Raw genomic sequence first — 20361 nt, forward strand, 5'->3', positions numbered from 1 at the left:
GTACCGCTCACGCACCAGGGCATGTACGGCACACGGTCGACAGGCCCCGCCGGTCGAGCCGGGCCACCGTCCATTGTCCCCCGCCCGCGCAAGTACGCCCCGGACCCACTCCAGAGGGCACCTGACCTGCGACTACGGCCGCCAGGCGGCACGATGCTCGGCGAGTCACGGTCGCCAGGCCACCCGGTGCTCGGCCAGATGCGACAGCACCGCGTGGTTGGCCTCCCAGCCGTCCGGGAACTTCACCGTCACCCCCAGCTGTACCGGCTCCGTCGACGGATGGTCGTCCAGGAGGTCCGTCACGCCCGCCCGGCACACCACCACGCACGCGTGCCGGTGTCTGGAGGCCAGCACGCAGAGGCGGCCCGTCTCCAGGTGGAAGGCGGTGGCGTCGGGGCGGCCCGAGAGGGGGTGCAGGACCACCGTCACGTCGAACTCCCGCCCCTGGAGCCGGTTCGCCGTGTCGACGGTGACATCCGCGACGCCCAGCTCGGCGAGCGCCGCCCGTACCGCCGCCGCCTGGTCCCGGTGTGCGGTGCCGACCGCGATCCGGTCGGCCGTGAGCGGCGTCGGCTCGGGTCCGCGCTCCGAGGTGGCCGCGCCGCCCCGGTCCAGCATGCGGCGTACGACCATGGCGACCGCGCGCACCGCCTCCGGGTCCGTACGAGGGGTGTGCCGGGCGGGGAGTTCCAGCAGGCCCCAGCCCGATTCGGCGGCCTCGTCGAGGACGCGGTCCGGGCCCGAGCCGTCCGACGGGACCGCGAAGGCGAGCCGCCGGTCGCCGTGGCCGGTGCCGCTGCGGAACGGGGTGTACGGGTAGAACGCGGCCGAGACGAGCGGCGCCGCCGAGGCCGGCAGCCGCCAGGACACCGGCAGGCGGTGCTGGGGCAGCTCGGGGTTGTGGGCCAGGAGGGTCGTGACGGCCGAGGCCGACGGGTCGTACGACAGGCCCGCCCACTGCTCGCTGCCGACGATCGCGAACGGGTCCAACTGCCCCGGGTCACCCACGAACAGCGCCCGCTCGAACAGCCCGGCGACGGCGAGCAGCGCGTCCGAGCGCATCTGGTACGCCTCGTCCACGATCGCGTGCCGCCACGGTTCGTCGACCTTGACGTGGGCCCACTTGGCTGCCGTGGAGATGACCACGTCCAGCCCCGCCAACTCGGCCGCCTTCGCGGACTTCCGTACGTTCGGCAGGTCGTCCAGCGCCTCGTCGTACGGGTCGGCGTCACTGCTGTGCAGCCGGCCCACCGGCAGCTCGGGGTTCTTCTCGGCGAGCCGGACGACGAGATCGTCGACCTGGGCGTTCGTCTGCGCGATGACCATCAACGGGCGCCCGGCATCGGCCAGTTCGAGCGCCGCCCGGACGACGAGCGTCGACTTCCCGGCCCCGGGCGGCGAGTCGACGACGACGCCGCGGTGGGTGCCGTGCAGCGTGTCGTGGAGGATCGCGTCGGTGGCCCGGCCGGCGGCTGCCCCGGGATCGAAGACGGCCTGCGGGGTGCGGGCGGCGGTCACAGCACATCCTCTTCTGTCACCGGGTCGGCCTCCGGCACCGTGGCCGTCGTCGTCGCCTGCTCGCCCGGAGGTCCGCCATGTGTCCACGGGGTCTGGTCCGCGTCCGGGAGCTTCGCGCCGCCCCGCTGTTCGTGCTCGAAGAGCGTGAAGCAGACCAGGTCCCCCTTCTCCGGCACCGACCCGGCCTCCGGCTCCTTGCCCCGGCCCATCTTGTCGACCACCCGTAGGACGATCACCGAACCCTCTGCTCCGGGACCGTCCTCAGGGCTGTTCTCGTGGCCCACGAACTCCGCCGCCTGCGGCTTGCCGCCCAGGGAGCGGTACACCTTCGCCCGCTCCCCGAGCTGCGGGCGGTCGTCCGTGCGGACGGTGACCAGTGGGCGTGGGCTCGGGCGCTTGCCCTCGCTGTACGTCATGACGACATCGATGACCTCGCCCGCGAACGCCTCCCCGGACAGCCGCCGCCCCGCCATCACCAGCGGGTCGTCCAGGGCCTCCTGGGCCTCCAGACGGGCCTGTTCGCGCTCGCGCGTGGCGAGTTTGTTCGCCGCCGTCACCGCGTCGTCGCGGCGCGGCTGCGGAGGCTCGCCCGCGGTGACCCGGTCGCGGTGGCCGGTGAACGACCAGCGGTCGCGCGTCCACCGGTCGACCGCGTGGGCGCCCTCCGGCAGCGTCCGCAGCAGGTCGAGGCCGTGCCACACCGCGTCCCAGGTGGGCCGCGTACGGCTCTCGACAAGGGCGTGCAACTCCCGCTCAGCGGCGGTGAGTTCACCCAGCCGGTCGTCCGCCGACTCGCCGTCCTCGGCGGCGGCATGGGCCGTCCGCGCGCGGTGGTAGCGCTCGATCGCGGGGGCCAGCAGCTTGTTGTCGAACGCGGGGTCGGTCGCCGGACCGGCCGGCGGGCACAGCAACTGCCCCTTCGCGTCCCGCGCCAACTCGGCCCGCAGCGCGGCCTCGGCGCCCGACGCGCCGTCCGGCGGGTCGATCCAGGCGAGCAGCGCGCCCAGATGCTGGTCCTCCAGCGTGGACTGCCCGGTGGCCCAGTGCCGCGACAGCACGTCCGTCAGCGCCAGCAGGAGCGCGGAGCCGGGGACCCGGGCCCGCTCCCCGTAGTGCGTGAACCAACGGCCGAGCAACGGCACCCGGGGCGGGGCGGGATGCGGCGTCTCCGGGTCCTGTTCCGCCGTACGCCGAAAACGCATCGAGCGCCCCAGCAGGCGGACGAACTCGATGCCCGCGCGGCTCGGGACGATCAACTGGGGCGCGTCCGCGCACAGTTCGACCTCGACCTTGACGCGCTTGCCGGTCTCCGGGTCGGTCTCGTTGCGCTCGGCGGCCTCCACGGCGTCGGCGTAGGAGTCGATGAACGGCAGGACGACGTCCGCGAGTTCGGCGAGGAACGCGAACCTGAGGTCGCGGTCGCGCGGCTGCGGTACGACGAGCAGGCGCGGCGCGTCCCGGTCGTCGCCGACCAGCGCGCCCAGCGGGGCCCCGGCCTCACCGGCGGTGGTGAGCGGTACGAGGACCAGGGGCCGCTCGGAGAGATGGCGGTGCCGGACGGTGGCGGCGGGCTGGGCGCGGCCCGAGCTGACGGCTTCCAGGCGGGCGAGGGTGGCGATCAGCGACATACGGCTCCCTCCGGGAAGGGCAGCTCCGGAGCGGGCAGGGACACTCCCGTGGTGTTCAGCGCCTCCGCGCGCAGGGCCGCCGCTCTGCGCAGCGCGGCCACCGTCGGGTCCGCCGGGTCGCCGGACCGGCCGTGGGCCGCCGCCAGGACGTCGTCGACCGTGGTCAGGGCGCCCAGTTCGGCCCGTACGGAACGGCCCAGGGACGTGACAGCGCCCCGCGCGCGGGAGCCGTCGCGGCAGTGGAAGGCGAGTTCGCACGCGGACAGGCACTCCGGCGCGTAAGCCGCGGGGACCGACTCGACCGCCGCCGTCAGTTCGGCGGTGGGCAGGTCCGGGGCGAAGCAGGTGCCCTCGGGGAGGGTGTCGGCGATGTCCTCGATCCGGGTCAGCCGGGACAGCTGGCGGCCGGTCACAGCGCGCTGTTTGCGGACGTCGACCGCGGACGCCGCCGGGAGGTTGGAGAAGTCCTTGGGGCAGACCAGCAGGACACGGTGGTTCACGGTCGGCTCCGGGACGGTGCCGCCTTCGGTGAGCCGGGCGGCGACCTCCTCCAGCGCCAGCACGTACACCGCGGCCTGGCGGGCAGCCGCGCCCACCTTCGCGGGGTCCGCCGAACCGTCCAGCATCGGGAAGGACTTGATCTCCACGACCGTCCAGCTGCCGTCCGGGTGCACGACCACCGCGTCCGGCTCCAGGAAGGCGGGTGAGCCCGCGACATCAAGGGCGAGCATCGGGTGGTCGAGAAGCGTCCAGCCGCCCGCACCGCTCTCGCTCCTCGCCAGGTGGGCGTCCCGCAGGGCCAGTGCCGTCCGTGCGGTGCGGCCCTCAGGGCCGGTCGCCGTCAGGTCGGGGACCTCGGCCTCCGCCGGTGGTACGGCACCCGGGTCCAGCTTCTCGTGCACCAGCCGGAGCAGTTCCGCGCCGCCGTCGGCCTTGACCCGGGCCTCGAAGGTGTTGCCCCGCGCCAGCGCGAACTGGGACTGCCCGAAGCCGGACGGTGAGCCCAGCGCGCTCGCCAGCGTCGCCTTGTTCACCCCCGCGCCGTCCAGAATCGCGCGCCGCTTGCACCCGGGGTTGGCGGCGAGGGCCGCGAGGGCACGCGCGTCCAGCGCCTTCGGCGGGACCTCGGGACCGCGCAGCTCAGCGAGCCGCTGCCGCAGCGCCGTCCCCGGCGTCCGCGGAAGCGGCACCGGGCTCGGGCCCTGGGCCCGACCCGGCCCCTGGCCCGAAGACGGACTCGCGCTGCCTTGGAATTCGCTCACGCGGGGCAGTCTGGCATCCACCACTGACAATTGAGGTCCCTGTGCCACGAGAGCGCGTTGAGCCGGACGCGACACGGGCCGTGATCCACACCTTGGTCCACACCTTCGCCCGGTCCGCGTTCCGCATGATGTGCGGGGCGAGAAGCAGCCCGAGACCCATCACGGCGGCGCCCGCGACCGCGTCGAGGAAGTAGTGGTTCGCGGTGCCCATCACCACGATCGTGGTGATCAACGGGTACGCGACGCCCAGGACCTTGGTGGTGCGCGTACCGCCGTACCGCCACAGCATCACCCCGCACCACAGCGACCAGCCGACGTGCAGGCTCGGCATCGCCGCGTACTGGTTCGTCATGCTGCCGAGCCCCCGCGGGGCGCTGGCCTGGCCGCCCCACCAGCCGTACGAGCTGTACTGGGCCATCGTGTCCACGAAGCCGTGACCGGGGTCGAGGAGCCGGGGCGGGCAGGTGGGCAGCAGGGTGAAGCCGATGAGGCCGATGAAGGTCGAGGTCATCAGCCAGGTGCGGGCCGCCCGGTAGCGGACGGCGCGGGACCGGAAGAGCCAGATCAGGATGGCGGGGGTGACGAGGTAGTGCAGCGACGCGTACCAGAAGTCGGCGGGTATGCCGATCCAGGGTTCGCGGGTGAACAGGCGGTTGAGCGGGTGCTCGGCGTTCAGCCAGAGGTCCTTCTCGAACCTGAGGATCGCCAGGCCGTGGTCGACCGCGGTCGACTCGTTGCCCTTCACCAGCAGGCGTCCGGCGGAGTAGCACGCGTAGACCAGCAGGATCAGTGGCAGCTCGGTCCACCAGCGGAGGCGGGCGGGAACGACGGTCCCCGTCGGTGCAGTATCGGTCCGCGGCATCCGATCGTCTCTCCCACTCTCTGTCCCCGTCGAGCTGCGCCTCCGGTCGTCGGTGGCCTGCGGTTCGTCCGATTTTACGGTGTACGTGAACGCCCCATGCGTCGCCCCTGTCACTCAGGACGCAAAGATCGACCCCCGGGTTGCCCCCGGACAGCGTGCGCGATGATGGAGGGGTTCCGCCTGGCTTTTCCGCCATTCGGTACCTCTGATTCGCCTCGTTGCCCCCTTTCGTTCGCCTCTCGCCTTGTCCGTCACGCTCACCGTCTCCCCCCGGAAGGGTCTCTCATGGCACCGCGCATCCTGCTGGCCCGGCACGGACAGACGGAGTGGTCGCTGGCCGGCAAGCACACCGGCAGGACCGACGTCCCCCTCCTGGAGGAGGGCCGACGCGGCGCCAAACTGCTCGGCGAACGTCTCCACCGGCCGCCCTTCGACGGCCTTCCCGGGGTCGAGGTGCGCACGAGTCCGCTGGCACGCGCGCGGGAGACGTGCGAGACAGCCGGTTTCGGCGAGCGGGCGGATACGTGGGACACGCTCATGGAGTGGGACTACGGAACGTACGAGGGCATGACCCCGGCGGAGATCCAGGCCGTCCGGCCGGGGTGGCTGATCTGGCGGGACGGTGTCCCAGGGGGCGAGACCCTGGAGGCGGTGTCCGCGCGCGCGGACGAGGTGGTGGAGTGGGCGCGATCAGCGGACCGAGACGTACTGGTCTTCGCACACGGCCACATACTCCGCGCGATCGGCGCCCGCTGGCTGGACCTCCCGCTCGACTTCGCATCCCGCATCAGACTCAACCCGACGTCGTTGTCGATCCTCGGCTGGGCCTACGGCACCCCAGCAATCGAAACCTGGAACGACCTGGGCCACCTGAGCTGACGCTGGGGGTGGGTCGCGCAGCCCGGCGCTATACGGGGTGCCGCTCTCGGTGGGACGGAAGCCGCCCCAGGCGGCACGCATGCCCGCAGCGAGGCGGGCCTGCTTTTAGCTTTTAGGGGCGCGGGGAACTGCGCGACCAGCCACAGCGAACCCGCAGCCAAACGAATCGGGACGGACGGGGTTTTCAGGGGCGCGAGGAACTGCGCGACCAGCCCCCACCGCCCCGCAGACGCACACCCCACCTACGCCGTGCGAGGCAAGCTCGCATGCCGCTCCAGAAACGTAGACACCCCCGCAGCCCGCCGGTGAGGCAACAGCACACGAGCCGTCGCCGCCAACATCGTCTGAATCCGCGACGACTGAACCTCGTCCAACAGATCAAGCACCCGCATCCCCGCCGCCGCAGCCTCGTCCGGATGACCGCCACGCGCCAAGTCATCCGTCAGCTCAGCCGTGTACAACGCGATGTTCCGCGTGAAGTGCGGGTTCTGCAGATGCGCCGCACGCCGCGCGTGCCGAGCCGCCCGCGGCCAGTCGCCCAGCGTCGACCAGCACTGCGCCTCCAGCCCCTCCAACTCGGCCTCGCCGTAGAAGCTCATCCACTCGGGGTCGGCCTCCGAAGGCCCCCGTTCGTACAGCGCCTGGGCCCGCGCCAGTGCCTGCTCGCACCCCGCGCGGTCGGCGAGCCCCGCCCAGCCGCCCGCCTCGCGCAGCGCCAGCAGCGACATCAGCCGGGGCGAGCCCAGGGGCCGCGCCACGCGCTGCGCGGCCTGCGCCGCTCTGACCGCCTCGCGCGGACGCCCCGCATCGCGCGCGAGGAACGCGGTGTTGCAGAAGGCGTGCGCCTCCAGGGCCGCGTCCCCGGCCACCCGGGCGGTCGCCAGCGCCTCCGCGTAGTGCGAGCGCGCGTCGTCGAAACGGCCCGAGTCGTGGGCCAGCCAGCCGACGGAGATGGCGAGTTCACCGGCGCCCGAGTGCAGCCGGTCGGCGGTGGTCTGCCGTACCGCGCCCGCGTCGAGCAGTTCGTAGGCCGCCCGCAGCGGGGCCGCCGCGCGCCGGTAGAGCCCGTCGGCGCCGTGCCGGTCGTCGAGCAGCCTGATACGGCGTACGGCCTCTTCCAGGGCCCCCGCCTCGCCGGCGCCGACGCGGCGCATGGGACGGCCCGCGGCCGAAGCCTCGTACGTGAGCCCGAAGGGGCTCAGGGAGGCGGCTGCCACAGTGGCACCGCCCGCCATGAATGCGCGACGCAGCACGTCGCTCTCCTCGTAGTTGTCGTGCGTTTCGTACGGGTACTGCGTGTCGTGCGTGTCGGGTGTTTCTTGTGCTTCCTGCGTGTCATACGGCTCGTGCACCCCCGCCGTCTCACTGGTGCCGGACGGCGGGATCGCGAGGTGCGTAGGGGGCGTGTCCCCCGTTTCGCGCGCCCCACGCCCGCGTACCGACGCGCGGGACGCGAACCCCAGGTCGGCCAGGGTCCGGCCGGGGAACATGTGCAGGAACACCCGCTCGTACGCGTAGTTGGGACAGCGGATCTCGCCCGCCTCGACCCGACCGATGTAACGCGCGTCACAGCTGACCCGCTCCTCGATCTCGCGGGCGGCCCGCCGTACCGCCGCGGCGAACTCGCCCGGAGAGCGCTGCCCGCGCAACTGCCGAAAGGCGAGGTTCGGCCGCGGCGGCCGGGGGGACTCCGACGAGGTCACCGTTGACGACGTCATGGCCGGGCCCTCTCTGCGAACCGTCGAACCGTGCCGGATTCCTGGCGAGTTGGAACAGTTATCCATCGGACGCCCTGTTTCCGGCGGGCAAGAACGTACCCGCTGTGCACGACCCACCACGCGGGGTTTGGCTACAAACCGGATATCTCATCCACGATCTGCCATGAACTGCCATCCTTTGCGGCGGTCTTGTGCCGTAGCCGTTGACGTTCTGGCGCGTTGAACCCGATGGACCGGGAGCCGCCCGAACTCCCGACCCACTCGCACTAGGAGGGGTTCCGTGGTGGAGGCCGGGATGGAGATCAGCCAGAGCACCGATCCTTGTACGCCGTTCAGAACGCGTACAGCACCAGCGTTGCCCGACTGCGATCTGGTGACGGTCCCGGCCCGGCAGGGGCTGGAAGCGGTCGACATCCTGCGCCGGGGTGCCGGCGACGCGGTCGGCCCCGTACTGCACGACGACGGCTGCGACACCCTGGGCTTCCTGGTGCCACCCGGCACCGCCGCCGCCTGGGACGTCCCCGGAAGCACCTGCACGGAGACCAATGGGCGTGGCCTGAGCCTCGCGGTCCCCGATCCCGAACCTCCCGTCGAGGGCTCGGACTGGCTGCTCCCGCCCGGCGAGGCGGACCTGGCCACCGACCCGGCAGTGCTCCGCGCGGCCCTCGGCGAGGCGGCCCGGCTCATCGAGGCCGCCGACAACCGCCACTGACCACCTACCCCGGTAGCCCACCCCGATAATGGGGGAATGGGAAAGTCCAGAAACGCGCGGCGCGGACAGCCGGCCGCCGAGGCCGTCGTCGAGACGGTCGACGGCGGGCTCGCCGAGCTGATCCCCGACCGGGACCGGGCGCGCGCCTGGACACTGCTCCTCGACGGCGCCCCGCAGTCCCATGTCGACCTCGACGACCCGGCGTACCTCTCCTTCGAGTACCAGCGCCGCCTCGGTCATGTGATCGACCTCGTCGCGCCGCCCGGCAAGCCCGTGCAGGTCGTGCACCTCGGCGGCGGCGCCCTGACCCTCGCCCGGTACGTCGCCGCGACCCGCCCCCGGTCCACCCAGCAGGCCGTCGAACGGGACGCGGCCCTCGTCCAACTGGTCCGCCGCGAGCTGCCGTTGGATCCGGGCGTCCGGATCCGGGTGCGTTCCACCGACGCCCGCGAAGGGCTCGCCAAGATCCCCGACGGCTGGGCCGACCTCGTCATCGCGGACGTGTTCAGCGCGGCCCGCACCCCGGCCCATCTGACATCGGTCGAGTTCCTGACGGACGTACGCAGGGTCGTGAACGACGCCGGCTGCTACGCCGCGAACCTCGCCGACGGGCCGCCGCTCGCCCACCTGCGCGGCCAGATCGCCACCGCGGGGGTCGTCTTCCCGGAGCTCGCGCTGATCGCCGACCCGACCGTGCTGCGGGGGAAACGGTTCGGCAACGCGGTCCTCGTCGGCTCCGCGCACCCGCTGCCCATCGCCGAGCTGACCCGCCGTGCCGCCTCCGACCCGCACCCCGCCCGCCTCGAACACGGGCGCGCCCTCACCGACTTCACGGGCGGCGCCGTACCGGTCACGGACGCGGCGGCCGTCGCCTCACCGGCACCGCCGCCGTCGGTGTTCCGCTGAGCCGGCCAGTCAACCAGCCGGTCAGTAGGTGAGGATCTGGACGTGCGGTGGGCCGTCGTGCCAGGTGCAGAACACCGACACCCGGTCCGCGCCCGCGCTGAACTCCACCCGGATCCACGTCTCCGTCTTGAACACCTGCATCGACCAGCCCGCTCCCGGCGTCGCCGACACGAGCGTCGCGTAGTCCGTCCCGAGGTCGAACACCGCTCGCCCGCCGTCGGTGTCGTACGCCTTCACCGTGGACGGGGTCTTCGAGGCGGTCACGCTCGGGGTAGGGGTGGGAGTCGGCGTGGGAGTGGGGGACGGAGTTGATTCCGGAGCCGGTGTCGGTGTCGGGCTCGTCGCCGTGGGCCGCGGCTTCGGCTGCTGTGCCGTCGACTTCTGCTGCTGCGCGGTCGACTTCGGCCGGACCGCGTCGGCCGCCGTGATGGGGAGCGCGCGGGGCGGGTCGTACGCCGTCCCGGCCATCACCGTGTGCACACCCCACCACGTCATCGTGGCCGCCGCGCCCGTGGCAAGCGTCCACGCGAGAAGGTGTACGAGTCCTCTGCGCATCGCCGGTCATACTGCCTCACGCGCCCCACCGGTGTCGCCTTGTGGTACCCGGGGGCGGTCGTGGGGCCGGGGGCTCCGGGGGTTGTCCCCCGGAGAAATGCAGTATCCACAGGCACCGGACCCGGCCCGCCGGATTGGCGTACGGTGCGGCGCATGGCAAGTGTGCTCGTGGTCGAGGACGACCAGTTCGTGCGCTCCGCCCTCATCCGGCATCTGACCGATGCCGCGCACCTGGTGCGCAGTGTCGGCACGGCCCTTGAGGCGTTGCGCGAGGTCGCCCACTTCCGCTTCGACGTGGTGATCCTGGACCTCGGTCTGCCCGATCTCGACGGGTCCGAGGCCCTCAAGATGCTGCGCGGAATCACGGACGTGCCCGTGATCGTCGCCACCGCGCGCGACGAGGAGACGGAGATCGTCCGGCTGCTCAACGCGGGCGCGGACGACTACCTCACCAAACCGTTCTCGGTCGAGCATCTGTCGGCCCGGATGGCCGCCGTACTGCGCCGGGCCCGCTCCGCGCCCGTGGACACCCCGCCGTCCTCGGTCATCCGCGTCGGCGGCCTGGCCATCGACCCGCTGCGCCGACAGGCCGAACTGGACGGCGTACGACTGGACCTGACCCGCCGTGAGTTCGACCTGCTCGCCTTCCTCGCCGGCCGGCCCGGTGTCGTCGTCGCGCGCAAGGAGCTGCTCGCGGAGGTGTGGCAGCAGTCGTACGGCGACGACCAGACGATCGACGTCCATCTGTCGTGGCTGCGGCGGAAGTTGGGCGAGACGGCGGCCCAGCCCCGCTATCTGCACACCCTGCGGGGCGTGGGTGTGAAGCTGGCGCCGCCGGGAGCGGAGCCGCCGCTGTGAGGTGGGCGCTGGTCAAGGTGTGTGTGGCGGTCACGACGATGGTCGTGGTGGCCTTCGCCGTGCCGCTCGGGCTGGTCATCCGGGAGATGGCCCGCGACCGTGCCTTCTCCAACGCCGAGCGGGAGGCCGCGGCCGTCGCGCCCGCCCTCTCCATCACCACCGACCGCGACCAGCTGGAACGGGTCGTCGCCTCCGCCGGCTCGGACGCGGGCCTGGCCGTCCACATCCCCGCGAGCGGCGGCACGGGCGCGGTCGACCTCGGCCGGCAGCGCGCCACCGACACCGACATCGAGGCCACCCGGAGACTCGGCCGCGCCTCCACCACCGAGGTGTCCGGCGGGTCCACCCTCCTCCAGCCCGTCGCGATCGGCTCCGGCGCTGTAGCCGTCGTCGAGGTGTACGTCCCCGAGGCGGAGGTCAGCAACGGCGTCGGCCTGGCCTGGGCGGTGCTCGCCGGCGTCGGGGCCGTCCTCGTCGTCGGCTCGGTCGCCGTCGCCGACCGGCTGGGTGTGCGCATGGTGCAGCCCGCCCAGCGCCTCGTCGAGGGCGCGCACGAACTGGGGGAGGGAAAGCTGGGCGCCAGAGTGCCCGAGGAAGGGCCGGCCGAACTGCGTCTCGCGGCGGTCGCGTTCAACTCGATGGCCGACCAGGTCGTACAACTGCTGGCGAACGAAAGGGAGTTGGCAGCGGACCTGTCACACCGCCTCCGCACACCGCTGACCGTGCTGCGGCTGAACGCGGCCTCGCTCGGCGACGGGCCCGCCGCCGACCAGACCCGGGCCGCGGTCGCCCAGCTGGAGCACGAGGTCGACACGATCATCCGTACCGCCCGGGAGGCCAAACCGCAGACGACGGTCGCCGGACCGGGCGCCGGGTGCGACGCGGCCGAGGTCGTGCGGGAGCGGATGGCCTTCTGGTCGGCGCTCGCGGAGGACGAGGGGAGGAAGGTGAGGGTGGCCGGCGTCGACCGGCCGGTGCGCATACCCGTGGCCCGCGCCGACCTGGCCGCCGCCCTCGACGCCCTGCTCGGCAACGTCTTCCGGCACACCCCGGAGGGCACCGCCTTCGCGGTCGACGTCCACAACGGCGACGACGCGGTGATCGTGCTGGTCTCGGACTCCGGCCCCGGGATCACCGACCCCGAGGCCGCCATGGCCAGGGGGCGCGGCTCGGGCAGCGCCGGGTCGACCGGCCTGGGCCTGGACATCGTGCGCCGACTCGCGGAGTCGACGGGCGGAGACGTACGCATCGGCTCGTCGGTACTCGGCGGCACGGAGATACGCATCTGGATCCAGCTGGACGGCAGGGCACCGGTCCGGCGCGGACACCGGGGCCGGGGGACCGGGGCGACTTGGCGCCAGCGCCGGCACATGGGTCCGACCTCGTCGTTCGGCCGCCGCTCCGTCTCCTGACGGCCTGGGACCTGCCGGACGGATCGGGCCGGAGACACGTGGGCTCGCACACTTTCCCCCGCCCAGAGCAGCCAACGGCGTTGCCACTGGCCGCCGACGCCCCGGCTCGCGCCGCCCGTGTCGGCACCGGCGGGTCTCAGCGTGGCCTCCGCCTCGCGACTGCACGCCTGCGAATCCACTCACCCGCCCCGCCCTGCGCGAACCCACTCACCCACCCTGACGAGACGCCGCCGCTTCCCTCGACCTGGATCCGCCGGACAGGCCCCCACCGCACAGGCCCCACCCCGCAGCCCCCGCCGCACAGGCCCCACCCCGCAGCCCCCGCCGCACAGGCCCCACCCCGCAGCCCCCGGCCGGGGCGCGGCCCCCCTCAAGCGCCGCGCCCCGCCCCCCGATCAGAACCCCCTGATCAGCCCCCCCGATCAGAACCCCCGGCGGGTCAACCCCCGTCGGCTCACTCGGCGTTCGCCGGCGGGAGCGTGCCGCTGCGGGCCGCGCGGCCGTACCAGAGGGCGCTCGACTTCGGCGTACGGGCGAGGGTCGCGTAGTCGACGTACACCGCGCCGAAGCGCTTGCTGTAGCCGTAGGCCCATTCGAAGTTGTCCATCAGGGACCACAGGTAGTAGCCGCGGACGTCCGCGCCCTCGGCGATGGCGCGGCGGACCGCGCGCAGGTGGCCGTGGAGGTAGGCGATCCGCTCCGGGTCGTGGACGCGGCCGTCGGAGTCGGGCTTGTCGTCGTAGGCGGCGCCGTTCTCGGTGATGTAGATCGGCAGGCCCGGGGCCTCCTTCGTGTAGCGCATGATCAGGTCGTGCAGGCCGGTCGGGTCGATCGACCAGCCCATCTCCGTACGCTCGCCCGGCGACTGGTGGAAGAGGACCTCGTCCGCCGCCGGCCACGGCGAGAAGTCGCTCGCGCCGTGGCCGTCGGCGCGCGGGCCGCTCGGCTGCTCCTCGGCCGCCGAGACCAGCGTCGGGGTGTAGTAGTTGAGGCCCAGCGCGTCCAGCGGCTGGTTGATCAGCGCGAGGTCGCCGTCCAGGACGTACGCCCAGTCCGTGATCGACGAGGTGGCGGTGAGCAGGGTCTGCGGGTAGGCGCCGTGCAGCATCGGGCCGTGGAAGACGCCGTTGGCGAGGTCGTCGATCTTCTGGACCGCCGCCAGGTCCTCCGGGGACGGTGAAAGCGGCCTCACCACCGACGAGTTGAGGCTCACCGCGACCGTGTTGCGGGCAGGCATCGCCGCGCGCAGGGCCGACGTACCCAGCCCGTGCGCCAGGTTGAGGTGATGGGCGGCGCGGAGGGAGGCGAGGGGGTCCGTGCGGCCGGGGGCGTGCACACCCGAGCCGTAGCCCAGGAACGCGCTGCACCAGGGCTCGTTGAGGGTGATCCACTGCTCGACTCGGTCGCCCAGTGCCTCGCCCATGATCTGGGCGTAGTCGGCGAACCGCAGCGCGGTCTCCCGCTCCGGCCAGCCGCCCGCGTCCTCCAGCTCCTGCGGGAGGTCCCAGTGGTAGAGGGTGACCGCCGGCTTGATGTCGTGGGCGAGGAGCTCGTCGACCAGACGCCGGTAGAAGTCCAGGCCGCGCTGGACCGCGGGCCCTCGTCCGGTCGGCTGGACCCGGGACCAGGAGACGGAGAAGCGGTACGCGGTCAGGCCGAGGTCGGCCATCAGCGCCACGTCGTCGCGGTAGCGGTGGTAGTGGTCGACAGCGATGTCACCGTGCTCGCCGCCGGCCGTCCTGCCCGGCGTATGGCTGAACGTGTCCCAGATCGAGGGGGTGCGGCCGTCCTCCCGCACCGCCCCCTCGATCTGGTACGCGGAGGTCGCTGCGCCCCAGAGGAAGGCGGGAGGAAAGGTCACCGGGGTAACGGGCTCAGTCATGGAAGCGCTCCCATAGGAGGTCGTGGAGACCGACGGGTAGGAGGAGAGGGAAGTGGGGGGATCGTGCGAGGGGGCCGAGGCGGCGGTGACCCGGCCCCCGAGAGTTCCCGTACGAAAGCTGCGAAGGCAACACGAGCTGCGAAAGCAACGAATGCAACGCATGCTGCGAAAGTCCTGCGCGGTCAGCCCTTCACCGCACCCTGCATGATCCCGCCCACGATCTGCTTGCCGAAGATCGCGAAGACGATCAGCAGCGGCAGCGTGCCGAGCAGCGCGCCCGCCATGATCAGGGACTGGTCGGGGGTGAAACCGCGCCCCAGACCCGCGACCGCCACCTGCACGGTCGGGCTGCCGGTCTGGGTCAGGACCAGGAACGGCCACAGGAAGTCGTTCCACGTCTGGACGAACATCAGCATGCCCAGGACGGCCATCGCGGGCCGCGCCGCCGGGAACACCACGTGCCAGACCACACGCCAACTGCTCGCGCCGTCCACCCGGGCCGCCTCGATGATCTCGTCCGGCAGCGCCTGGATCAGGTACTGCCGCATGAAGAACACCCCGAAGGCGTTCACCAGCGACGGCAGGATCACGGCCTGGAGCTGGTCGGTCCAGCCCAGCTCGGCGACCAGCATGTAGAGCGGGATGATCATGAGCTGGGGCGGCACCATCATCGTGCCGATCACGATCAGGATCAGCGCGCCCCGCCCTCTGAAGCGCAGCTTGGCGAAGGCGAACCCGGCGATCGTGGACAGGAACACGATGGTGATCGCCGAAGTCCCGGCCACCAGCGTGGTGTTGACCATCGCCTCGCCCATGTTGGCGTTTTCCCAGGCGAGTTCGAGCTTGTCGAACAGACCACCGCCGAACCAGAACGGCGGCGGGGTCTGCGCGAGCCGGTTGTTGTCGCGCGAGGCGGCGATCGCCGTCCACACCAGGGGGAACAGCGAGCCGATGGTGAACAGGACGAGGATGATGTACGCGATCGGTCCGGCGTGCATGTGCCCGCCGGCGCGCTTGGCCTTGGGGCGCCGCTGCCCGGGGGACGTGTCGTCCGGGGCGGGCGGTTTCGTCAGTGTCGTCGTCACGGCCGGTTCTCCTTAGCTACTGGCGCGCAGCCGGCGCGAGATGACGTAGTTGATGACTCCGATCACGATGAGGATCAGGAACATCGTCCAGGCGATGGCGGAGGCCCGGCCCAGGTGCAGGTTGACCCAGCCCTGCTCGTACAGATAGAGCCCGAGCGTCTGGAACTCGTGCTCGGGGCCGCCGGACGCCCCCTTGTTCGGGTCGAACAGCAGTGGCTCACCGAAGAGTTGGGTCGCACCGATGGTCGAGACGACCACGGTGAAGAGGATCGTGGGGCGCAGCGAGGGCAGCGTCACATGGATGAACTGCCGCCAGCGCGAGGCGCCGTCGAGGGCCGCGGACTCGTACAGGTCCTGCGGGATGGCCTGCATCGCGGCCAGGTAGATCAGCGTGTTGTAGCCGGTCCAGCGCCAGATGACGATGGTCGAGACGGCGAACTGCGAGGGCCACTTGTCGTTCTGCCAGTCGACGTTGTCGATGCCGACGGCGTTCAGCGCCCAGTTGATCATGCCGTAGTCGCGCCCGAAGAGCAGCACGAAGACGAGCGAGGCGGCGGCGATCGACGTCGCGTACGGCGCGAGCATCGCGACCCGGTAGAAGGTCGAAGCCCGCAACTTGTAGTTGAGGATGTGGGCCAGGCCCATCGCCATCAGCAGCTGCGGGACCGTCGAGATGATGCCGATCGTCAGGGTGTTCTGCGCCGCGTTCCAGAAGAACTCGTCGTCGAACAGGCGGGTGTAGTTGCGCAGCCCCACCCACTCCATGTCGTTGGGCGCCGTCAGCTCCACCGAGTGCAGCGAGGCCCAGCCCGTGTAGATCAGCGGGAAGAGGCCGAAGGCGAGGAAGAGCAGGAAGAACGGCGAGACGAACGCGTACGGGCTCCAGCGCAGGTCGCGCTGCCAACGGCGCGAGAGCCGGTCCCGGCGGCGCTTGTCCGCCTCGGGCGCGACGCCTGCGGGCGGACGGGCCGGGGCCGCGCCCCCCTCCTTCGCGGGGGGCGCGGCGGTGTCGTGCCGGGCGGTCATACCGGTCACTTCTCCAGGTTGTTGTCGATGGTCTTGGTGGCCGTTTCCCAGGCTTCCTTGGCCGACTTGCCCTTGGTCACCAGGATCACGCCGTTGTCGCTCAGACCCTGCATGATGATCTGGTCCTTCGGGCCGATGACCTGGACCGGAATCGCCTTGGCCGCCTCGCCGAAGATCGTGCCGATCGGGGCGTCACCCGTCATCTCGTTCTTCGCGCCGGTGACTTCGGGCAGGGTGTACGCGGCCGGCGTGCTCGGGAAGTTGCCCTGCACGCTGAAGAGCTTCGCCTGCTGCTCGGGCGCGGTCAGCCAGGTGATCAGCTTCGTCGCCTCCGCCACGTGCTTGCCGGACTTGGGCACGGTCAGGAAGGTACCGCCCCAGTTGCCGGCCTTGGGCGGCACGGCCACGTCCCACTTGCCCGAGGACTCCGGCTTCGACTTGCCCTTGATGGTGCCGAGCATCCACGGCGGGCAGGAGATCGCGGCGAACTTGCTGTTGGCGATCGTCGTGTCCCAGGCGGGCTGGAACTGCGTCTGCTTGCCGAGCAGCCCTTCCTCGGCGGCCTTGGCGGTCAGGTCGAAGCCGGTCTTGATGGCCGGGTTGGTCTTGTAGATGACCTCGCCGGAGGAGTCGTAGAACTTCTCGCTCTCACTGCCGAGGACGGCGTTCAGCAGACCGCCGGGCGAGTCCATGAAGGTGGTGCCCGCGGGTGCCTTCTCCTGGTAGTCCCGGCCGACGTCGACGAACTTCTCCCAGCTGCCCGCCCACAGTTTGCCCACCTCGTCGCGGTCGGTGGGCAGACCGGCCTGCTCGAAGAGGTCCTTGCGGTAGCAGATGGCCATCGGGCCGACGTCGGTGCCGAGTCCGATCGTCTGGCCGTCGTCGGTGGTGGCCTGCTTCCACTTCCAGTCCAGCCAGGTGCTCTCCTCCACGCCCGCGGCCTTGGACAGGTCCGTCAGCTTCGCGGCCTGGGTGTCTACGATCTCGGCGATGTTGGCGACTTCGACGGCCTGGACGTCCTGGAGGCCGCTGTTGGTGGCGAGGTGGTTGAGGAGCGGCGGGTAGTAGTTCTCGTTCCGCTCGATGACGTTCTCGGCGATCTTGATCTTCGGGTTGAGCTTCTCGTACTCGGCGTAGAGACCGGCCTCCTTGAAGCCCATGGTGCCGAAGAGACCAAGAGTGATGGTGGTCCTGTCGCCGGCGCCCGACGACGAACTGCCGTTGTCGTCGCCGCCGTCGTCGGCACAGCCGGCCAGCAGCCCGGCGCCCAGCGATGCTACGGCCGCGAGGACGACCGCCCTGTTGCGGGCGGATCGGGTACGTGCTCGCATTGCGTCCTCCTGTTGCCCTGACGTGCCGACCCCCCGGCCAACTGCATTGTTGGGCCCGTTAGTTCGTCTTGAATCGTCGCTGCGGCTCGGGCGGGGAACGTGCGGGATGTGTATGTGTCAGGTACCGTGGGAGCGCTCCCATCGGTGATGTGTTGAAGGTTCGTCGGTCCGGGCGGGGGTGTCAAGGGTGGTGACGGGAGGAGCTGTCTTCAGTTATCTGCCTGTTAACTAACTCGGCGGACCGGTACGGAGGGGACGCGGACCGGTGAAGATCGGCCAGTACGGGTGCGGGTAGCGGGAGCCGGTACGGGAGCTGGTGCACGGGCGGGCCCGGTGGCCCCGAGGCGCCGCGCGGCCCCAGGTGCCCCTGGGGCGACCGGAGCCTCCCCGTCGGCGCCGACGGCACCGGCGGCCACTCCCGGACAGGACTGTTAGATTCCAGGCCAGAGCGATGACAGCGGAAGGGCGGAGCCAGATGGCAAGCCACGGAGCGCGGGGCCGCAGCGGTGGCCGGCCGACCTTGGAAGAGGTCGCCGCGCGCGCCGGAGTGGGCCGTGGCACGGTCTCCCGGGTGATCAACGGCTCCCCGAGGGTCAGCGACGCGACCCGCGCGGCGGTCGAGGCGGCGGTCGCGGAACTCGGCTACGTCCCGAACACGGCGGCCCGCGCCCTCGCGGCGAACCGCACGGACGCCATCGCGCTCGTCGTCCCCGAGCCGGAGACCCGCTTCTTCGCGGAACCGTACTTCTCGGACATGCTGCGTGGCGTCGGGGGTGCGATCTCGGACACGGAGATGCAGCTCCTGCTGATCTTCGCGGGCAGCGACAGAGAACGCCAGCGCCTGGCCCAGTACCTGGCCGCCCACCGCGTCGACGGCGTCCTCCTGGTCTCGGTCCACGCGGACGACCCGCTCCCCGACCTGCTGGCCCAGCTGGAGATCCCGGCGGTGATCAGCGGCCCGAGGTCGGCGGCGGAAACCCTGACATCGGTGGACTCGGACAACTACGGCGGAGGCCGTCAGGCAGCCGAACACCTTCTCTCCCGGGGCCGCCGCAAGATAGCCCACATCACGGGCCGCCTGGACGTGTACGGCGCCCAGCGCCGCGTCGACGGCTACCGCGAGGCCCTGGAGGCCGCAGGCCACGGGGTGGACGAGGCCCTGATCGAACCGGGCGACTTCACGGAGGAGGGCGGTCGCCGCGCCATGACCCGCCTCCTGGCCCGCTGCCCCGACCTGGACGCGGTCTTCGCGGGCTCGGACGTGACAGCGGCGGGCGCCCGCCAGGTCCTGCGCGAACAGGGCCGCCGTATACCCGACGACGTGGCCCTCGTCGGCTACGACGACTCGGCCATAGCCCGCCACATGGACCCGCCCCTGACGAGCGTCCGCCAGCCGATAGTGGAGATGGGCCGGGCGATGATCGACCTCCTCCTGGAGGAGGTCGCGGACCGCCGCCCGACGGCGTCCCGGGTACTGGAGCGACGCCGGTTGGTGCTGCCCACGGAGCTGATGACGCGTATGTCGTCCTGAGGGAGCACGGGGGCGGGGGCCGGGACACGACTAAGGGCTGACCCGTTCTCACGGACCAGCCCTTAATTCGAATCAGGGTGAGTGACGGGACTTGAACCCGCGGCATCCTGGACCACAACCAGGTGCTCTACCAGCTGAGCTACACCCACCATGACCGGGTGAGGAGTTCCGAGTGGTCTTCCTGACCGGCCGAGAAAAAGTGTACAGGGTCAGAAGGGGTGCTCGCGCCCGGCTTTCTCGGGGCTGTCGAAGGGCTGTCGTACGGGCTGCTGCGAAGTCTGTTGTGCAGGCTGCTGTACGGGTTACCGCGCTGCGGGCAACACGTGCTTCGCCGCGATCGTGCGGGCCGTGTCCGAGTCCGGGCCGGGCTGCGGTACGAAGATCGCCTCGCGGTAGTAGCGCAGTTCGGCGATCGACTCGCGGATGTCGGCGAGGGCGCGGTGGTTGCCGTTCTTGTCCGGGCTGTTGAAGTACGCCCTCGGGAACCAGCGCCGGGCCAGCTCCTTCACCGAACTGACGTCCACGATCCGGTAGTGGAGGTACGCCTCCAGGGTGCCCATGTCGCGGAGCAGGAAGCCGCGGTCCGTGCCGACCGAGTTGCCGCACAGCGGGGCCTTGCCCGGTTCCTTGACGTGCTCGCGCACATACGCCAGGACCTGTGCCTCGGCGTCCGCCAGCGTCGTGCCGCCGGCCAGTTCGTCGAGGAGTCCGGACGTGGTGTGCATCTGCCGCACCACCTCCGGCATCGTCTCCAGCGCCGAGTCGGGCGGACGGATGACGATGTCCACCCCCTCGCCGAGTACGTTCAGCTCGGAGTCGGTGACCAGTGCGGCCACCTCGATGAGCGCGTCGTCCGACAGCGAGAGACCGGTCATCTCGCAGTCGATCCACACCATGCGATCGTTCATGCGTCTCACCTTACGGGGAGGCGGCACGGGGTGAACCCCACGGTGCAAGGGGTTCGCCCCCGCCGCCCCTACGGGCTGGGTATGTCAGCCCGTCCGGCGTTTGAGGACGAGGCCGTTCAGGCCGACAGGGGGGGGCTGGGGGCGCAGCCCCCAGGGATGGGAATGGGTAGGGGCGGCGGGGGCGAGAACATCGTGGTGAACGTGGGACGGGCCGGAACCCCACGCGCTGTGCACCTGGCCGCTGACGGCGGTGAGTACGCACGTGCCCTGGCTCCGGGTGCCGAGGGC

At 71.5% G+C, this 20361-nt stretch carries 17 protein-coding genes and 1 tRNA gene; 6 read left to right on the top strand and 12 right to left on the bottom strand.

Annotated elements, in window-relative coordinates; genetic code table 11:
• Window positions 1-165: 165 nt before the first annotated feature.
• From ACWDR4_RS37590 to ACWDR4_RS37605, 4 genes are read right to left on the bottom strand one after another with little or no spacing between them, the layout of a single operon-like run.
• Window positions 166-1518, bottom strand: coding sequence for an AAA domain-containing protein (locus ACWDR4_RS37590; protein WP_450415176.1), 1353 nt, complete (start codon window positions 1516-1518; stop codon window positions 166-168).
• Window positions 1515-3146 carry a hypothetical protein gene (locus ACWDR4_RS37595; protein ID WP_450415177.1) on the bottom strand — a complete coding sequence of 544 codons (1632 nt, stop codon included), beginning with the start codon at window positions 3144-3146 and terminating at the stop codon, window positions 1515-1517. Before ACWDR4_RS37595 ends, ACWDR4_RS37590 begins: the two co-directional genes overlap by 4 nt.
• Window positions 3137-4336 (bottom strand): hypothetical protein, encoded by a 1200-nt coding sequence (locus tag ACWDR4_RS37600; RefSeq protein ID WP_450415179.1) that lies wholly within the window; start codon window positions 4334-4336, stop codon window positions 3137-3139. The genes ACWDR4_RS37595 and ACWDR4_RS37600 overlap by 10 nt, the downstream gene beginning before the upstream one ends.
• The gene (locus tag ACWDR4_RS37605; protein WP_450415181.1) at window positions 4287-5270 is read right to left on the bottom strand and encodes a phosphatase PAP2 family protein; all 984 of its coding nucleotides are present in this window, start codon (window positions 5268-5270) and stop codon (window positions 4287-4289) included. Before ACWDR4_RS37605 ends, ACWDR4_RS37600 begins: the two co-directional genes overlap by 50 nt.
• 285 nt (window positions 5271-5555) lie before the next feature.
• Here ACWDR4_RS37605 and ACWDR4_RS37610 point away from each other — a divergent pair, with 285 nt between their 5' ends.
• A complete protein-coding gene (locus ACWDR4_RS37610) occupies window positions 5556-6149 on the top strand; it encodes a histidine phosphatase family protein (protein ID WP_450415182.1) in 594 nt (197 codons plus the stop codon).
• Between the two features lie 242 nt (window positions 6150-6391).
• Here ACWDR4_RS37610 and ACWDR4_RS37615 read toward each other — a convergent pair whose 3' ends face one another.
• A complete protein-coding gene (locus tag ACWDR4_RS37615) occupies window positions 6392-7867 on the bottom strand; it encodes a hypothetical protein (protein ID WP_450415184.1) in 1476 nt (491 codons plus the stop codon).
• Window positions 7868-8147: 280 nt separating this feature from the next.
• Here ACWDR4_RS37615 and ACWDR4_RS37620 point away from each other — a divergent pair, with 280 nt between their 5' ends.
• Both ACWDR4_RS37620 and ACWDR4_RS37625 read left to right on the top strand, forming a co-directional pair.
• Entirely contained in the window at window positions 8148-8579 is a 432-nt protein-coding gene (locus tag ACWDR4_RS37620; protein ID WP_450415185.1) for a hypothetical protein, read from the top strand.
• Between the two features lie 36 nt (window positions 8580-8615).
• Entirely contained in the window at window positions 8616-9485 is an 870-nt protein-coding gene (locus ACWDR4_RS37625; RefSeq protein ID WP_450415187.1) for a spermidine synthase, read from the top strand.
• Window positions 9486-9506: 21 nt separating this feature from the next.
• Here ACWDR4_RS37625 and ACWDR4_RS37630 read toward each other — a convergent pair whose 3' ends face one another.
• Entirely contained in the window at window positions 9507-10040 is a 534-nt protein-coding gene (locus ACWDR4_RS37630) for a hypothetical protein (RefSeq protein ID WP_450415188.1), read from the bottom strand.
• Window positions 10041-10193: 153 nt separating this feature from the next.
• Between ACWDR4_RS37630 and ACWDR4_RS37635 the strand changes: the two genes are divergently transcribed.
• Together ACWDR4_RS37635 and ACWDR4_RS37640 are read left to right on the top strand one after the other, a co-directional pair.
• The gene (locus ACWDR4_RS37635; RefSeq protein WP_450415190.1) at window positions 10194-10898 is read left to right on the top strand and encodes a response regulator transcription factor; all 705 of its coding nucleotides are present in this window, start codon (window positions 10194-10196) and stop codon (window positions 10896-10898) included.
• A complete protein-coding gene (locus tag ACWDR4_RS37640; RefSeq protein ID WP_450415192.1) occupies window positions 10895-12310 on the top strand; it encodes a sensor histidine kinase in 1416 nt (471 codons plus the stop codon). Before ACWDR4_RS37635 ends, ACWDR4_RS37640 begins: the two co-directional genes overlap by 4 nt.
• A gap of 454 nt (window positions 12311-12764) precedes the next feature.
• On the opposite strand, the gene ACWDR4_RS37645 is transcribed toward ACWDR4_RS37640, so the two are convergent.
• The 4 genes from ACWDR4_RS37645 to ACWDR4_RS37660 form a co-directional block, all read right to left on the bottom strand.
• Window positions 12765-14192 (bottom strand): GH1 family beta-glucosidase, encoded by a 1428-nt coding sequence (locus ACWDR4_RS37645; RefSeq protein WP_450415194.1) that lies wholly within the window; start codon window positions 14190-14192, stop codon window positions 12765-12767.
• Window positions 14193-14374: 182 nt separating this feature from the next.
• On the bottom strand, window positions 14375-15277 hold the full coding sequence (locus ACWDR4_RS37650; protein ID WP_450415196.1) for a carbohydrate ABC transporter permease: 903 nt from the start codon (window positions 15275-15277) through the stop codon (window positions 14375-14377).
• A 12-nt stretch (window positions 15278-15289) separates the two neighbouring features.
• Complete coding sequence (locus tag ACWDR4_RS37655) at window positions 15290-16303, bottom strand: carbohydrate ABC transporter permease (protein ID WP_450415209.1); 1014 nt, start codon at window positions 16301-16303, stop codon at window positions 15290-15292.
• Window positions 16304-16308: 5 nt separating this feature from the next.
• Window positions 16309-17634, bottom strand: a complete 1326-nt coding sequence (locus ACWDR4_RS37660; protein ID WP_450415198.1) for an ABC transporter substrate-binding protein — start codon at window positions 17632-17634, stop codon at window positions 16309-16311.
• A gap of 475 nt (window positions 17635-18109) precedes the next feature.
• On the opposite strand from ACWDR4_RS37660, the gene ACWDR4_RS37665 reads away from it, so the two are divergent.
• The gene (locus ACWDR4_RS37665) at window positions 18110-19165 is read left to right on the top strand and encodes a LacI family DNA-binding transcriptional regulator (protein WP_450415199.1); all 1056 of its coding nucleotides are present in this window, start codon (window positions 18110-18112) and stop codon (window positions 19163-19165) included.
• A gap of 76 nt (window positions 19166-19241) precedes the next feature.
• On the opposite strand, the gene ACWDR4_RS37670 is transcribed toward ACWDR4_RS37665, so the two are convergent.
• Together ACWDR4_RS37670 and orn are read right to left on the bottom strand one after the other, a co-directional pair.
• Window positions 19242-19314: transfer RNA gene (locus ACWDR4_RS37670), tRNA-His, on the bottom strand.
• A gap of 153 nt (window positions 19315-19467) precedes the next feature.
• Window positions 19468-20073 carry an oligoribonuclease gene (orn, locus tag ACWDR4_RS37675; RefSeq protein ID WP_450415201.1) on the bottom strand — a complete coding sequence of 202 codons (606 nt, stop codon included), beginning with the start codon at window positions 20071-20073 and terminating at the stop codon, window positions 19468-19470.
• Between the last annotated feature and the right edge of the window lie 288 nt (window positions 20074-20361).

This window comes from Streptomyces sp. NPDC000878, assembly GCF_053599695.1.

What these genes read in the sequence shown, in the direction of transcription:
- ACWDR4_RS37655 (WP_450415209.1), bottom strand. Translation starts at nt 16,303, where the DNA reads ATGACCGCCCGGCACGACACCGCCGCGCCCCCCGCGAAGGAGGGGGGC.
- ACWDR4_RS37615 (WP_450415184.1), bottom strand. Translation starts at nt 7,867, where the DNA reads ATGACGTCGTCAACGGTGACCTCGTCGGAGTCCCCCCGGCCGCCGCGG.
- ACWDR4_RS37605 (WP_450415181.1), bottom strand. Translation starts at nt 5,270, where the DNA reads ATGCCGCGGACCGATACTGCACCGACGGGGACCGTCGTTCCCGCCCGC.
- ACWDR4_RS37610 (WP_450415182.1), top strand. Translation starts at nt 5,556, where the DNA reads ATGGCACCGCGCATCCTGCTGGCCCGGCACGGACAGACGGAGTGGTCG.
- ACWDR4_RS37660 (WP_450415198.1), bottom strand. Translation starts at nt 17,634, where the DNA reads ATGCGAGCACGTACCCGATCCGCCCGCAACAGGGCGGTCGTCCTCGCG.
- ACWDR4_RS37625 (WP_450415187.1), top strand. Translation starts at nt 8,616, where the DNA reads ATGGGAAAGTCCAGAAACGCGCGGCGCGGACAGCCGGCCGCCGAGGCC.
- ACWDR4_RS37645 (WP_450415194.1), bottom strand. Translation starts at nt 14,192, where the DNA reads ATGACTGAGCCCGTTACCCCGGTGACCTTTCCTCCCGCCTTCCTCTGG.
- ACWDR4_RS37635 (WP_450415190.1), top strand. Translation starts at nt 10,194, where the DNA reads ATGGCAAGTGTGCTCGTGGTCGAGGACGACCAGTTCGTGCGCTCCGCC.
- ACWDR4_RS37665 (WP_450415199.1), top strand. Translation starts at nt 18,110, where the DNA reads ATGGCAAGCCACGGAGCGCGGGGCCGCAGCGGTGGCCGGCCGACCTTG.
- orn (WP_450415201.1), bottom strand. Translation starts at nt 20,073, where the DNA reads ATGAACGATCGCATGGTGTGGATCGACTGCGAGATGACCGGTCTCTCG.
- ACWDR4_RS37630 (WP_450415188.1), bottom strand. Translation starts at nt 10,040, where the DNA reads ATGCGCAGAGGACTCGTACACCTTCTCGCGTGGACGCTTGCCACGGGC.
- ACWDR4_RS37595 (WP_450415177.1), bottom strand. Translation starts at nt 3,146, where the DNA reads ATGTCGCTGATCGCCACCCTCGCCCGCCTGGAAGCCGTCAGCTCGGGC.